At 33.3% G+C, this 15,160-nt stretch carries 10 protein-coding genes and 1 pseudogene; 5 read left to right on the top strand and 6 right to left on the bottom strand.

Translation table 11 applies throughout. The annotated features are described in order from the left end of the window. Positions 1-153 precede the first annotated feature (153 nt). The 4 genes from TERY_RS13695 to TERY_RS13680 all read right to left on the bottom strand — a co-directional run bounded on the left by TERY_RS13695 (position 154) and on the right by TERY_RS13680 (position 2,620). Positions 154-501: a Uma2 family endonuclease gene (locus TERY_RS13695; protein ID WP_011612383.1), complete on the bottom strand. Its 348-nt coding sequence runs from the start codon at positions 499-501 to the stop codon at positions 154-156. A 391-nt stretch (positions 502-892) separates the two neighbouring features. Further along, positions 893-1,510 (bottom strand): hypothetical protein, encoded by a 618-nt coding sequence (locus tag TERY_RS13690; RefSeq protein ID WP_011612382.1) that lies wholly within the window; start codon positions 1,508-1,510, stop codon positions 893-895. Positions 1,511-1,799: 289 nt separating this feature from the next. Beyond that, complete coding sequence (locus TERY_RS33150; protein WP_044137549.1) at positions 1,800-1,955, bottom strand: FdxN element excision controlling factor protein; 156 nt, start codon at positions 1,953-1,955, stop codon at positions 1,800-1,802. Positions 1,956-2,362: 407 nt separating this feature from the next. Then, a complete protein-coding gene (locus tag TERY_RS13680) occupies positions 2,363-2,620 on the bottom strand; it encodes a hypothetical protein (protein WP_011612381.1) in 258 nt (85 codons plus the stop codon). A gap of 375 nt (positions 2,621-2,995) precedes the next feature. On the opposite strand from TERY_RS13680, the gene TERY_RS13675 reads away from it, so the two are divergent. Then, entirely contained in the window at positions 2,996-4,420 is a 1,425-nt protein-coding gene (locus TERY_RS13675) for a sodium:solute symporter family transporter (RefSeq protein WP_011612380.1), read from the top strand. Between the two features lie 465 nt (positions 4,421-4,885). On the opposite strand, the gene TERY_RS33145 is transcribed toward TERY_RS13675, so the two are convergent. Then, on the bottom strand, positions 4,886-5,053 hold the full coding sequence (locus TERY_RS33145) for a hypothetical protein (RefSeq protein ID WP_155994432.1): 168 nt from the start codon (positions 5,051-5,053) through the stop codon (positions 4,886-4,888). 1,029 nt (positions 5,054-6,082) lie between these two features. On the opposite strand from TERY_RS33145, the gene TERY_RS13665 reads away from it, so the two are divergent. Continuing rightward, complete coding sequence (locus tag TERY_RS13665; RefSeq protein ID WP_011612379.1) at positions 6,083-6,529, top strand: hypothetical protein; 447 nt, start codon at positions 6,083-6,085, stop codon at positions 6,527-6,529. 220 nt (positions 6,530-6,749) lie between these two features. Continuing rightward, complete coding sequence (locus TERY_RS28020; protein WP_071820759.1) at positions 6,750-6,848, top strand: helix-turn-helix domain-containing protein; 99 nt, start codon at positions 6,750-6,752, stop codon at positions 6,846-6,848. Between the two features lie 669 nt (positions 6,849-7,517). Here TERY_RS28020 and ilvB read toward each other — a convergent pair. Further along, positions 7,518-9,355 (bottom strand): annotated as a pseudogene (gene ilvB / locus TERY_RS13660) (biosynthetic-type acetolactate synthase large subunit). A gap of 283 nt (positions 9,356-9,638) precedes the next feature. Between ilvB and TERY_RS13655 the strand changes: the two are divergent. Both TERY_RS13655 and mnmG read left to right on the top strand, forming a co-directional pair. After that, a complete protein-coding gene (locus TERY_RS13655) occupies positions 9,639-9,977 on the top strand; it encodes a P-II family nitrogen regulator (protein ID WP_011612377.1) in 339 nt (112 codons plus the stop codon). 2,430 nt (positions 9,978-12,407) lie between these two features. Next, positions 12,408-14,321, top strand: a complete 1,914-nt coding sequence (gene mnmG, locus TERY_RS13650; RefSeq protein WP_011612376.1) for a tRNA uridine-5-carboxymethylaminomethyl(34) synthesis enzyme MnmG — start codon at positions 12,408-12,410, stop codon at positions 14,319-14,321. The last annotated feature ends 839 nt before the right edge of the window (positions 14,322-15,160 follow it).

Raw genomic sequence — 15,160 nt, 5'->3', positions numbered from 1 at the left:
TTTAGGGAACTTATTAGTAAAAAAACATGATCTTCACCTCTAAATAAATTTAGCATATATTCTGCTTTAGCTAAATGATAATACTAAATCCGTTTTCATAGACTAGCTAACTTCTTATTCCCCGTTATTTTTATAACACTCCTACTGTCCAACTTAAAAAATTTGTTCAGCAATCAAATTAAGTTCTGGAAAAGTAGGTGAAGCCACCACATTTTGATATCTAAATAAATTCAGCACATATTCAGCTTCAACTAAATTATAAACCGAAATAGTTGCTTGTTTCAAGTCTCCAATATAGCGCCTACCTCCCCACCCTAAATAATCAACTATCCAATATTCGTTTATACCTAACTTTTCATATTCTGTCAGCTTAATTAAATAACTATTTTGCCAATTAGTACTTACTACTTCTTCCGCTAATTTAATACTCATACCTTTAGTAATAGTAGATCGCTTGTTCCACATTGACTCCTGAGCCATAGCATTTTTATCCAAAACCATCACCTCAGAAATATAAGCATATTTATCGGAATATATAGCTTTAATTAATTCCTGTATAGGGTAAAAAAAGGCAAGTTTAAGCGTTTAATTTCCACACCTAGTTCCAAAGCCAGAAAACCAGCTACTTTTTCATGGGTTCCAGTAGTTTGCAGTTGAAAAATCTCTCCGTTACTTAATTAAAATCGACCATAACTATCAGGATACTACTCTCAAAATCCCTCTAAAGTAATCAACTAAATACCCTATTTTTATAGAAAATTAGTAGCTTATATTTCTATAACAAATATATTCATACTCCTCATAATTTCAGCTATAAATATATTGACTTTCCTTGAAAAAATTACTGTTTATCCTGAAAAAAAGTTGGCTATATTAACAGAATAGGTAATTGTTAATTTTTGAACCCTACTGCCTCTTTAATTATGTAAATTAAAATCCCCAATAAATCCTCTAAATTACCAATAAAATGCTCCCATGCTTCAATATCAACTTGGTTTTTTCTCAGCCTTAAAAACTTCCAATTACTGCCAGTTGTAATAATTCCATAAATACAAGAAATTTGATTGTTTTTTTGTTGGTTAAATAACTGAGCAGCGAGCATTTCTGCTATACATTGGGCTATTCCAGATTTAATATTATCGTTTTTTGCCTCAACAATTGTCACCACAGGGGCAGTTATTTCTAATTGTTTGGGAGAATAACTAATTAAAAAGTCACATCTTCCTGTTAATCCTTTAGATTTATCTACATTAAATTCTGTTCCAGAAAATAAACTAATTTGGCGATTAAAATATTTTCTAAGTTCGACTATAATTGGAGAAATAATCAATTCAGAACGTGCTTTTTCTGTATCAATTTCTAATGCTAAAGGAATATTTTCAGCTAAAATTTCTTTCAGTAAAGCACTAGGATTTACAGATTCTATTGACTTGAATAATTCTACTCTTTGCTGAAGTATAAGATTAAATTCAGATTCTAATTGTGAGAGAGTAAATTCACTGTAAGACATATTATGAAAGAAGAAATAAAGAAGTTATAAAAACCCTATCTAAAAATTTATTCTAGCAAATATTAGGTAATAGGTAGAGACATTTTATACAACATTCTAAAAGAGAAAGAAATAAGGTGAAGAAATTTCCATAAATTCGTAAGGACTCAGGTGAAAGCGATCGCCTCACCAATTAAAATCTAGTATCATTCAATAAATATTCCCTGAGTTGACAAAAAATCAAACTACAGTTAAATTCAGCATCTGCATAAATAATAGTACCATAAACATGACGACGATTTTCCCATCCTTAATGAAGTAACATAAAATGGTTGTGTTCTTGACTAATAATTACAAAAGTTTTCACATCACCATAGCAGTAATAAATATCAGCATAGTATGGCAAAATTTTTGAGAGAGTGTCGCGCCACCCCTCTACATCTAAGAGTCGAACTGTGGTTTCCATTGAATAATTTTTTCCATCAAAACATCAAAACTAAACAGGGGAAAACCAGCTTCAGCTATAAAAATTTTCCTGCTTTTTTTACAGTATTATGATAAAGTTGTTTGGCAAGCATTGAGCTTTTTTTTTAACTAGATAAAATTGAGCTTTGTCAATTATTTTTTATTGAGTATTATAGCAAATAATGGTAATTAGTCATCTAAACATGACTTCTGTTGCGAGCCAAGAAATTTATTTATTGGCAGTAGACATTGCCACAAAAATTTATATCCAATGTCTTGCTAAAGCAGGTTTTGAGGAATAATTTTAGCACTTACTTAACTAACTAATAGATAATAATTAATCCAGACCAAGCCAGAAAATAATAGAAGGAAAAAATATTGCATCCTCAGAAAATTTGTACTTTACCATTATTCTAATCCATATTCATTTTTTAATCTAGCTTGTAACTGCTCAAAAACTAATTCGCCATCTGTTACATTCCCTGCTAAAATTTGCTCAGTTGCGCCATCAATTTTTTGGCGTAATTCCTCTAATTGACTATCAACTTCGTTCTGTTCTTCAGCTAAAATAATGATTTCCACTTTTTGACCTGCTGAAAATGGCAAATCTGATAAAACTAACTGCTGAGGATTATCAATTATTACATATTTTTTGTAAGCATTCATTCATTTGATTAACTCCTTAATATGTCTGTCGGTTTAGGCATTTCTCTTTATACTATATCATAATTATAGGAAGTAAAATTAATCGAGGTTCAATCATTCAAAGTTAGGCTATATCCAACAAATAATTTATCACAATTTTTCAGATATGAACAACTTCAAGATTTTCAAATCTCCCTATTTCTGGTGTTTTTGCTTCACCATAATTTTCCTACTTTCCCTAGACTTCTGGTCATGGAAACAAACAATTTCCTTTTCATTTCTCCATCTCCCACCCTGGGTTTTCTACTTTATTACTTTGCAAATTATCCTCGCCTGTGCTCTTTTTATCTTCTCTCAAACTTTCTGGAAATCTGAAACTGAAGAGGAAAATTAATCATGATCAAAAACCTAATTCCCTACTTATTTATTAGTGCATATTTACTCCTGACTTTAGTCATCGGAATTATTGGTTATCGTAGCCAAAAAAATACACCAGAAGATTACTTTCTAGCAGAGCGAAAAATCGGTTCCATAGTTCTATTTTTTACCCTCATTGCTACCAACTTTAGTGCCTTTGCTTTTCTCGGACTTTCTGGTGCTGGTTATCGTATTGGTATAAGTTATTATCCGATGATAGGATTTGGTACGGCCCTTGTCGGAATTACATTTTATTTTATCGGTTATAAAGTTTGGCTTTTAGGTAAAGAAAAAGGTTTAATTACTCCCTCAGAATTAATCGCAAATTGCCTCCCAAGTCAACCACTAAAACTAATATTTTTAGCCGTGATGGTAATTTTTACCATACCTTATTTAACCCTACAACCAATTGGTGGGGGTTATATGATTGAAAATTTAACTAATGGGCAAATTCCCTATTTTTGGGGAGCAGCTTTTTTAACTTTCATCATTGTTTTATATGTGTTTATCGGGGGAATGAAAAGTGTAGCTTTAACCGATGTTTTACAAGGAGTATTAATGTTGATTTTAATGATAGTTGCAGTAGTGACTATTTCCCAAAGTCTCGGTGGCTTGACTGAAGCTAATCAAACTGTTCATAAACTCAAACCAGAGCTTTTTTCTCGTTCTGGTACCAATGATTTTTTCACTCCCCACAAATGGTTTAGTTATATGTTGCTTTGGGGTTTAAGTGTACCGATGTTCCCCCAAATGTTTATGCGCTTTTATACTCCTAAAAATCCTAATTCCCTCAAACTTTCTGCTAGTTTATATCCATTAATTACTTGCATAATGTTTATTTGCCCTGTTTTAATTGGAATGTGGGGTCATATTAATTTTCCTGATTTAGTTGGAAAAGAAGCAGATAAAATTTTTCCCATGATGTTAGCTGAATATACCTCAACTACCATGGCTTCATTAGTAATGGTAGGAGCTTTAGCAGCGTTTATGTCAACCCTTGATTCTCAACTTTTAGCATTAAGTTCTATGATTACTAGGGATATTTATATTGTTTATATTCGCCCCCAAGCAACCCTGACAGAACAAACTTTTGTGGGCAAAATTTTAATTGTTATTTTAGCAATAATTGGTTTGATTTTAGCAGCAAATCCTCCGGCAACAATTGCAGCGATCGCTACTCAAGCTTTTACAGGTTTAGCAGTATTATTTCCCACAGTTATTGCCGCTTTATATGGGAAAAATATTTCACCTTTGAGTTGTATAATTTCCATTATTTTTGGAGAAATAGCAGTTATTGGTTTTCAGGTAAATATTATTCCTAAAAGTTGGGCTTTAGGATTTCTGCCAGTAGTGCCGATAGTGTTAATTTGTAGTTTAATTATTGTCGTTTTTTTGAGGAAGTAGAGACCTGACATCTAACGCCGTTATTAATAGTAATTCGGGTTTTAGGAAATATAATTTGCTCAATTAAAGTATGATATTATAAAAGTTGCGATCGCTCTCACTATCAGATAATTTGTATTATTTGAATAAGGAGTTAGCACATCTCTAAATTTGAGATAGTGAATTAATAATTGAATAGAATATCTGAGCATTTATGCTGAGGATAAAATAACACAGAGTTTGACGATATCACTTTGGCTTGAGATATATTATTAATCTAGTATTTTCACCAACAAACTTAAACCATATATGTTTTACTAATAATGTGATCTCAAGCTCTGAATAAAGTTTGGGTAAACTTTCCATCCATCTGTCACATAAAAATAGGACTTCAATTTATTAATAACTTCCCATCATGGAGTCAAAGTTTAGGCACATTAGTCTCCTAAAACCTATCCTAAAATACCCCATTTAAAGTCGTCCATGTTATCTATAGCCAAATTTTGCTGAAATTGATCCTATAAATGTTTCCAACTCATCTAGTTCTCCCACCTCTGGAGCTTCCTCTGGGTCATAAAGATCAGGTGAGAGTTTCCATACTTGGCCACACAAAATTAATGTGTTTTTATTATCATACTTTCTTTGATTTGTCAATCAATTTCTCATCCCATCCCATTTTCATACATTTTTAGACAGTCTTTTTTTTGAATCTTGAGAGTAACCTTTACCAGGCTCCTAAAATTCTATCCCACATTCCGTACTTCAATTTCTAACATAAAAATTAGTATAAAAGCTGTAGCTTGCTTAAGTATTTATACTAGAAAAATTATCTTCATTTATCTTGATTAGGAGTCAAATTCTCAGAAAAATTTTAAGTATAAATACTTACTAAATTGTTAACTCTTATTGACTACTATAATTTTCTTTAAATTGTGGTCACTTCCCCCCCCCCTTGGCGGAATAAAGGGGGGTTGACTTTGGACTTATATTTTGATATTGCATTTCGTCCTGAGGAATGTAGGCCATATAAATTTTCGGCCACAATGGACATAAATATAGTTTTGTTTTCCTTTTTTATGACCATCTTTATTGATCTGATTGACATTTAGGACATTGCATCATTTTTAATTTTAATAAGTTGATTTGAAAAGCGATCGCTATTTTCCATCATCATACCCACTCTTGAGCAACTCTTAATTCTTGAGTATTCTCATTTATAGTGGGAAGAAGCAATAAGAAAAAAAGGTTGAAAATACTCCCTATAACCCCCTTTTTTGATCAGTATCAAGTAGGTTGAAAACCTATAATTAGAAAAGTCTCAAATCTAATAGGCGAAAGAGCAAAAGCTAAAGTAAAACATCCTTATAAATGCTTATAAAGCATCTAATTCCGCCATAATATCTATAAGGGGTTAATAATAAAACTCTTATCTTGCAGCTACTTGTCTGTTAATTATTTACCTAACGGGCAGTGGTAAGTACTGAATATTTATCAATTTGTTGAATTGAGAACCGAAAAAACATTACGATAACATAAAGACCCCACTCAAGGTCAGAAGTTTACAAACTTAGTTCAGTCTCATACTGTGGCCTTTATGTTTAGAAGATTGTTTTGGCACCTGAAAAAAAACTATATAAACTGAACTAAAGTAGTTTTTAATTGATAAAATTAAAGAGGGAATATATGGATGAATTAAAGTATCTTGCTAATTGGGTAAAAGAACAACACGCTCAAGAATATATTTTAACTTGGTTATTAAACCAGCCTGGACTTTGGTGGTCTGATGGAGAGGCATATCAGGCAGCTTTACAAAAATCTGGGAAGTTATTAAAAGAGTATGTTCAAAAAAACCAAACAGGGGATTTATTCCAAGGTATTGCGGAAAAAATTGTAGATGATGAAAATTGGGATGAAGTAGCTGAGTCTCTAACCAGAATTATCTCTGTTTATCAAGATGAATTGCTGAGATTACAGGATTATAGTCGGCGGAAAAATAGTAGACATATTTTAAAAAAAAATATAAATAGTGATAATTTATCTGTTAAAAATTATGATAAAGATAATGAAGAAATGGAAATACAACAGGCTTTGCCAGACCCATTTACTGATGCTTTGACAGGGGAAGTATAAAAAGTTTTTACATTTGAATTTAATACAGTAATTTCTAAATTTTTATAGTGGTTATATTTAGAGTTTTAAGAAGTAGGAAATAGAGAGAAAAGATGTATGATAAGATAATGCTAATTACTAAGTCTAAATAATTATATAATAATTCAATATTGTACATAAATTGTACATTTTTTTCATCTAATTTAATCAATTTTAGAGATTTATTAGAGGTAGATAAACAATAAATATTAAGTCAATCAAAACCAGGTTAAAAGTTAATAATCAGCATCAAACAATACTTGCTAAACACACAAAAATTGCGCGCCATGTTTATAATTAGGGATTAGCAACTTTTAACCATTGTACTAAAGCATCAGTATCTGATATCTCCGATTAATTAAAATATTATCAGACAATATCAACTACTTTAAATAATTACCACATCAAAATTCCTAAAATAACTATCGCAAGTTGACTATAGATAGCACCCTGAAAAAAAGAGTTCTCAAGTTCAAGAAAATTTATCCGTCAATTATTACCAAGATTTCCTCGTCAACCTCGCCGAAACCATCAAAAGCAGAAAAAGAAAACAGATGGAAAAACAGAAAAACAGGATTTGTTCGAGTCAAAGCGATCTAGATTATCTATGGTACATAACCAACTCTTGAATGGAAATATGTTTGAGCTTGACCAAAAAAATTAATGGGGACTCTAGAAAATACTATAGTCTTGGTCAATTTTTGTTTTGTCCGTCTCATACTTAAGAAATAAACGTTTCCCTGAGCGGCATGAAATCTCAAGCATTGTGTTAGTAGTATCGCCTAAATTTCTTGAGATACTTTTAGGTGGTCTATAAACCAGGTTTCTGGTAACACTTCACTCCCACAGAAATTTTCTCTGATATCAAAAAAATGTACTCTTTCATCTCCAGAAATTAAATATTCTTTTCTAAAACCCTTTTAGGGGTCTTCGATGAAACATCCCTACATTCTTTTTTGGAGATGTCTAATTAAAATTTATTGCCACATTTAGGACAAAAATTATTAGTAGCAACATTTTCAGAGTTACAATTATTGCAAGTAATTATTCCACCGCTTGCTCAAGCTGTTTGCGAATAGGTAAACCAATCATTTGAGCATTACTCTTACCAGGAGCAACCATTGGATAACAATTTTCATCCCTGGTCACATGAGCATCCATCAAAACAGGTTGATCGTATGCTAACATTTCCTCTATCGCCTCCTTGAGCTGATCACGATGAGAAATCATCATCCCTTTCACCCCATAAGCTTCAGCCAACTTAACAAAATCAGGCATTCCTACTTCCATATTAGACGAAGAATAACGCTCGCCAAAAAATGCCTGTTGCCACTGGCGCACCATACCCTGCCAACCATTATTAATAATCACTGTTTTAACATTAATACCATAATGGGCCAGAGTACCCAACTCCTGAATATTCATCTGAATACTAGAATCACCACTAATACAAATCACCTCTCGGTTTGGCAGTGCTACTTTCACACCTATAGCAGCAGGCATCCCATAACCCATCGTGCCCAAACCTCCACTAGAAACCCATTGCCGAGGACCATTTTTGAGAAATTGAGCTGCCCACATTTGGTGCTGACCAATATCAGTAGTATAGTAAGCATCTGGAGCCATTTTACCTATTTGATCAATCACCTCTTGGGGCGACATACTATCTGAGTAGTGGGGAACAACTAATGGATAATCTTGTTTCCAACGTTTAATACGTTCTAACCAAGTTTGGGTTTGATTAGAACTAACATTAGTATCAATCTTCTGACAACGCTCTAGCATATCGATCAAAACTTGGCGCACATCTCCGACTATAGGAACCTCAGGGCTCCGGTTTTTACCCACTTCTGCGGGGTCAATATCAATATGAATTACTTTCGCGTAAGAAGCAAATTGGTCCAACTTTCCTGTGACTCGGTCATCAAAACGAGCACCAACAGCAATTAACAAGTCACACTCACTCACAGCATAGTTGGCATAAGCAGTGCCGTGCATTCCTAACATTCCCACTGATAGGGGATGATGTTCATTAAAAGCACCTTTACCCATCAATGTAGTAGTCACAGGAATATTAAAACGTTCTGCTAATTCTTGAATTTCTCCATGAGCACTAGCAGAAATTGCACCACCACCTATATATAATAAAGGACGACGTGCTTCTTGGATTAAATTAATTGCTTGATTAATCTGGCGAGGGTTCCCTTTTATAGTGGGACGATATCCAGGTAGTGTGATAGAATCAGGTTCTACTGGTTCATACTCAAATTCTTCTAATCCCACATCTTTAGGTATGTCAATCAAAACTGGACCTGGACGACCTGTACTAGCAATATGGAATGCTTCAGCCACAATTCTGGCCATATCCCTGGGGTCTCGGACGACATAAGAATGTTTGACTATGGGTAAGGTAATACCATAAATGTCTGTTTCTTGGAAGGCATCAGTACCAATCATTGGTCGGCCTACTTGCCCTGTAATTATAACCATGGGAATTGAGTCCATATGAGCAGTAGCAATACCTGTTACTAGGTTTGTTGCTCCAGGACCGGATGTAGCAAAACATACACCTACTTCACCAGTAGCACGGGCATATCCATCAGCGGCATGGGAAGCTCCTTGTTCGTGTCGGACTAAGATATGTTGTAAGTCTCCTGCTGCTTCTGCGCGGTAAAGTTCATCATAGATGGGCAAAATAGCACCACCTGGGTAGCCAAATATGTGTTTAACTCCATGGCGCTTAAGACTATCTATTAGTGCAAAGGCACCAGTAGCTTGCTTGATGCTTACTTTAGTTTGTAACTGCACGGGTAGTTCCTCTCAAGATACTTTTATAATTTCATGTATGACCTTATTATAATTTTAATCGAAAATTTTCATGTATATGAGGTCTTTTTGAGATAAATTCTAGAAAACTTTAAGATTTTGTATCTAATGTTTTTGGTATTTTTAAAATTTTGACACCCTGTTGAAAAGCCTGTTTGATAAATCTATATTTATTGATAAACAAGGCCCAGTTGGTGGTGATATTAAAGGATGGCATCCTGATAAACGAGTAAACTTAAAATTTATAGTATGAGGAGTGAATAACTTGAAAAAAGTAGAAGCTATTATTCGGCCTTTTAAATTAGACCAGGTGAAAATTGCTCTCGTTAATGCTGGTATCGTAGGTATGACTGTTTCTGAAGTCAGAGGGTTCGGGCGTCAGAAGGGTCAAACTGAAAGATATCGGGGTTCTGAGTATACAGTTGAGTTTTTGCAAAAGCTTAAACTTGAAGTTGTAGTTGAGGATGATCAGGTACAAACGGTTATTGATAAGATTATTAATGCTTCCCGTACAGGTGAGATCGGTGATGGTAAGATTTTCGTTTCTCCAGTAGATAAAATTGTCCGAATTCGGACTGGGGAAGATAATACAGACGCAATTTAGTCCTAGAGACAGATTTTGTCTTATGTGTTAGGTAATAGGTAGTTAGTCACCTGTTATCAGTAAGACACTCATGAAAAATTCAGGACTTAGGCTCTTAAACAAGGAAACAGATTTATTGCTCTAATTATTCTATACAGCGCTCATGAGAAATTTCGTCTCATAAGCCTGTTTCTTCGTAAGTTCTAAGATAATTTTTTTGAGACCTAAAACCTAACACTTTTTTCCTATAAAATAATTTGTAAAGCCTACTTTTTCTTTGAGCAATAACATTAAAAAAAATATCTATTGAGACTATCTAAAAATTTATAACCTTGAAAATTTCAGCGACTGCCAAGGTTATACAATAATTCATTCCAAACCGAGTATTACAGATTCAAGCTAACAAAAATTGGGAATTTATTCTCATAAAACGGTTTCTTTTTAATACTAATTACGATAAACTTTGCTATACTTAATTTTTCTGTTTTGAACATATTATTAGTTGGATGAAAAAAAAGTTATTTTTCCAATTTTTCAAAAATGGCAATACTTTTGATAATTACTATAAGTATGATTAAACTTAACTAAAAATTGGTACAGCTAAAGATTTATATATTTCACTAGAAAAAGGTTAAAAATTATCATGTTTCACCATTCAATCACAAAGCAATCTAATTTGTAATGGTACTGTTGGTAGGTGGAGGTAAGCTGATTTTTCAAACACATCTAGTGTCAACATAGCTTTTCTATTTCATCTTTTATCATAAATTACTAATCTTAATTTAGCTACATAATTTTTGACAATTTTATTATTTATTTTATTCTCTTTTTTGGAATCTAGTAATTGTCTACTGAGACTAGATATTTGGTCAAATATTGGTGCTAAATTTACTAAATAATTCATGATAAATCCCCAACTTTTGTGATGTTATTAATGTTACTTATCCAAACATCTAATAATCAGTAATCAATACAAGGTGGAAGTAGTAAAAATTATCAGGTTTTTGAAACAAATATTCAAAACTTTATTGATGTAAAAACACAAAATTGTGATGTAATTATTGATATGTTAACTGAAGAAAATTTAGATAATATTGAATATTATTAAATAATACTTTTTTTATGACTTATTAAAACCTTCAATATCTCAGTTAAAATTTAACTGATTACCTTGAGTTTATTTTTGTTTTTCCGCAGGTTTTAAAAAATCATAATTCAGCTTAATATCTAGGCGTTTTGTGTATTATAAAATTTCTTGAATAGTTACTATTTAAATTTTACCCACAATTTTACTCATATATTTACTAAATTTAAAATCTTTGCTTTTAGTATATAAAAAAATTATCTCATGTTTTTTAAGAAAACCATGTCGCAGTCTACCTCCTAATTTCTAACACCAAATAATTTAATTTTGAAAATTTCCACCTTGAGGACAAAAAACTACATCTAATACTAATCTTAAATAGTGACTCGCTGTGGGGTTGCAATGGAGATAAAAACTAACCATTCGTTTTAAAGCTAAATAAATTTATGCCGCTAGTAGAGTCATACTAATCAAATAAGCAAGTAAAATATCTTTGTCTAAAACTTTTATTAAACCTGGGATTAAATCAAGACTTTTAAAAGTCAATGTACATTTAAACTTACATTTGTAAATTTCCATAATTCCTGCTCAACCTTGATTAGCTAAATCATCCCAAATCAAAGTATCAATGGTTGTGTTTGTGCTCTATTATTATGAACAAAATTATTATAAATTTGATTATAGTTACCCTTATAATTAAAGGGAAGAACTATAAACATAAATCCACAGATTCGTCTTTAATATATCTGCATAAAACCTCTAATTAATCACCGTCAAAAAGTTTATTTACCATCTTAAAAATTTGATAAAATTTTATTCTATTTAATTTAAAAGAAAGGTGATTCTGTAACATTTGAAGAATATCCTTACTCTTCTAGCAAATATTTAAATTTTCTTAGTAGTCACCCATATTGAACATATGCATGCTGAGTTGAACGAGAATCTAGAAATAATATAGGTGTTTCTTAAAAAAATATGTCTATTTGTCTTTTCATCCTCTACCTCCTTCATCAATATAAAAAAATATTTTCGTAAATTATATACTACTAATAATATAACCATAAATGTTATAATATAAGCTTAAATAATAATAATAATAATTTCATAAAATATTGCTACAGTAGTTTGATATGCTAATGGTAATTTAGAAATTAATACTGTAACAACCTTTTTTGCATTTAGTATAACTAAAGTAACTTTGTCCAATATTCAAACACTTAAATTAAGATATATTGCCATAAAACATTTACCATAACCATAAAATCATATCTCAAGCTTCCCCTTTCAAGGGGATGAAAAAGAAAATTCAGGTTTTCAAGCTTCCGGCTTCAGCGGTCGGCACCGATAACTAATAACTGATAACTGAAATGAACCAAACTTTTGACTTCCAAGATGAATACGACATCATCGTAGTAGGCGCAGGCCACTCTGGGTGTGAAGCTGCTCTCGCTACTGCACGCCTCGGTTGCCACACCCTACTACTAACTCTAAACCTTGACAAAATTGCTTGGCAACCATGTAACCCGGCTGTTGGGGGACCTGCAAAATCTCAACTTACCCATGAAGTGGATGCCTTGGGTGGAGAAATAGGTAAAATGGCAGACCGCACCTACCTGCAAAAACGTATTCTCAATTCTTCTCGCGGACCTGCCGTTTGGGCGTTACGAGCTCAAACCGACAAACGAGAATACGCTACCATTATGCGTAACATTGTCGAAAACCAAGAAAACCTCAGAGTTCGCGAAAGTATGGTAACAGACTTAGTTTTGGGAGATAACGAGGAAATTATTGGAGTTGAAACCTACTTCGGCGTCGCCTTTAAATGTAAAGCTGTCATCCTGACCACAGGAACTTTCCTTGGTGGAGTTATCTGGGTAGGCAATAAGTCAATGCCTGCGGGCCGCGCCGGAGAATTTTCTGCTATTGGTCTGAGTGAAACCCTAAATAAACTTGGTTTTGAAACCGGACGACTAAAAACAGGTACTCCTGCCAGAGTTGACAAACGTTCTGTTGACTACACCGACCTGGAAGCTCAACCAGGAGATGAAAAAGTACGTTGGTTTACCTTCGACCCAGAAGTCTGGGTGGAAAGAGAACAGATGTGTTGCTACCTGACACGCACTACTCCAGAAACTCACAAGTTAATTCGCGATAATTTGCATTTGTCTCCTGTTTATGGTGGGTGGGTGGATGCGAAAGGTCCGCGCTATTGTCCGAGTATTGAAGATAAAATTGTCCGGTTTGCGGATAAACATAGTCATCAAATATTTATTGAGCCCGAAGGTCGTGATATTCCTGAACTTTATATTCAGGGGTTTTCTACTGGTTTGCCAGAGAAATTACAACTGCAAATGTTGCAGAGTTTACCTGGTTTAGAAAATTGTTTGATGTTACGACCTGCTTATGCGGTAGAATATGATTATTTACCTGCTACCCAATGTTATCCGACGTTGATGACTAAGAAAATTGAAGGGTTATTTTGTGCTGGTCAAATTAATGGTACGACTGGATATGAAGAAGCAGCAGCTCAAGGTCTTGTGGCGGGAATAAATGCAGTTAAATTTGTTAAGAATGAAGAGATGATTATTTTCCCACGGGAACAAAGTTATATTGGTACTTTAATTGACGATCTATGTACAAAAGATTTGCGAGAACCCTATCGAATGTTAACTAGTCGTTCGGAATATCGTTTGATTTTACGGTCGGATAATGCTGACCAAAGATTAACTCCTTTGGGTAGAGAAATTGGTTTAATTGATGACCGTCGGTGGGAGTTATTTGAGAGTAAACAAGCTAATATTAATTCTGAAAAATCTAGGTTAAATTCAACTCGAATTAAAGAACTAGATGAGGTTGCTATTAATATAGTCGCTGATACTCATACAAAAATTAAGGGTTCGATTACTTTAGCAGATCTGTTGCGTAGACCTGGTTTCCATTATGTAGATTTGGAAAAGTATAATCTGGGGAATTTAGATTTAAAATTAGTTGAAAAAGAGGGCGCAGAAATTGATATTAAATATTCCGGTTATTTGCAAAGACAACAGAATCAAATTGATCAAATTAGTCGTCAAAAAAATCGTAGGTTACCTACTAATTTAGATTATTTATCTATTTCTACTTTATCCCTAGAGGCACGGGAAAAATTATCGAAAGTTCAGCCTTTAACTATTGGTCAAGCATCTCGAATTGGTGGAGTAAATCCGGCGGATATTAATGCTTTATTAGTTTATTTAGAGGTGCAATATCGACAGTTTCAATTAACTTCTGCTAATGTTTAGTTAATGGAAAAGTCAGTCATATGAAGTGAATTTCATATCTGTTGCCCATCTGCTATGTTATACTAATGTTAGACTTTTGGTGAGGGAATTTAAGGTTTCCTTTGCCTCTTTAATTTGCTTTTCTTTTCCATATTGTTTGTAATTAGTTCCAAGATAACTTGCTCGTGGGTACTTCTGAGTAATGATAGTTATTCAGTATTTTTCTTCTCCAACACACTTAAACATTGATGAACCCAGATAATAGTGGAGATCATAATTTATGGCTTTCTCCACTGTGTAATGAAAGCGATCGTGGGGAAGTGTAAAAATTCATTGGCATTAGACAGTTGCAGAAGTTCCTCCTGCTGCAAAAGTACCAACTAGTTGATAGGAGTCTATGGGAAGTTGAAATCAGGCAAGTTGTCTAAACACAACCTCTACACTGAGATTGTAAATTGGTCTCCCCACTCCAAAATGTTGTCAATAATTTCATGATGATCACTCACTCAGAAACACCAAATCGCAGTTGGACACTAGCATAGGGATAGAAAGACTTATTATTATAAGTGGCGATCGCTTGCTCATCCCTCAAAAGCTGATCAAGTTTCTAGATACTATTTTCTCGGAGTCGCATATCTTGCCAAAAGCGATCTCAAGGTTACTTAAGTTCTGAATTATTATGATCAGCTTGAGTGCTTAAGTAGGTTGCCGTTACAATTTATCACTATGTTCACTATATAAGAAAATGTAAGTTTTTCTTATATCAACTATAGGTCAGAGCTAGGAGTTAATTTACAAAACTTAATATAGTTAAGTTTTTTTGTGCCTACCTACTGAGATTATGAAGAGGTAGTCATACC

The organism is Trichodesmium erythraeum IMS101, assembly GCF_000014265.1.
In the GTDB taxonomy this organism is placed as follows: domain Bacteria; phylum Cyanobacteriota; class Cyanobacteriia; order Cyanobacteriales; family Microcoleaceae; genus Trichodesmium; species Trichodesmium erythraeum.
This window is presented reverse-complemented; position numbering and strand designations above follow the sequence as displayed.

Excerpts from the sequence above, each read along its gene's own strand:
- TERY_RS13695 (WP_011612383.1), bottom strand. The coding sequence starts at position 501 with ATGGTTTTGGATAAAAATGCTATGGCTCAGGAGTCAATGTGGAACAAG.
- TERY_RS13690 (WP_011612382.1), bottom strand. The coding sequence starts at position 1,510 with ATGTCTTACAGTGAATTTACTCTCTCACAATTAGAATCTGAATTTAAT.
- TERY_RS33150 (WP_044137549.1), bottom strand. The coding sequence starts at position 1,955 with ATGGAAACCACAGTTCGACTCTTAGATGTAGAGGGGTGGCGCGACACT.
- TERY_RS13680 (WP_011612381.1), bottom strand. The coding sequence starts at position 2,620 with ATGAATGCTTACAAAAAATATGTAATAATTGATAATCCTCAGCAGTTA.
- TERY_RS13675 (WP_011612380.1), top strand. The coding sequence starts at position 2,996 with ATGATCAAAAACCTAATTCCCTACTTATTTATTAGTGCATATTTACTC.
- TERY_RS13665 (WP_011612379.1), top strand. The coding sequence starts at position 6,083 with ATGGATGAATTAAAGTATCTTGCTAATTGGGTAAAAGAACAACACGCT.
- mnmG (WP_011612376.1), top strand. The coding sequence starts at position 12,408 with ATGAACCAAACTTTTGACTTCCAAGATGAATACGACATCATCGTAGTA.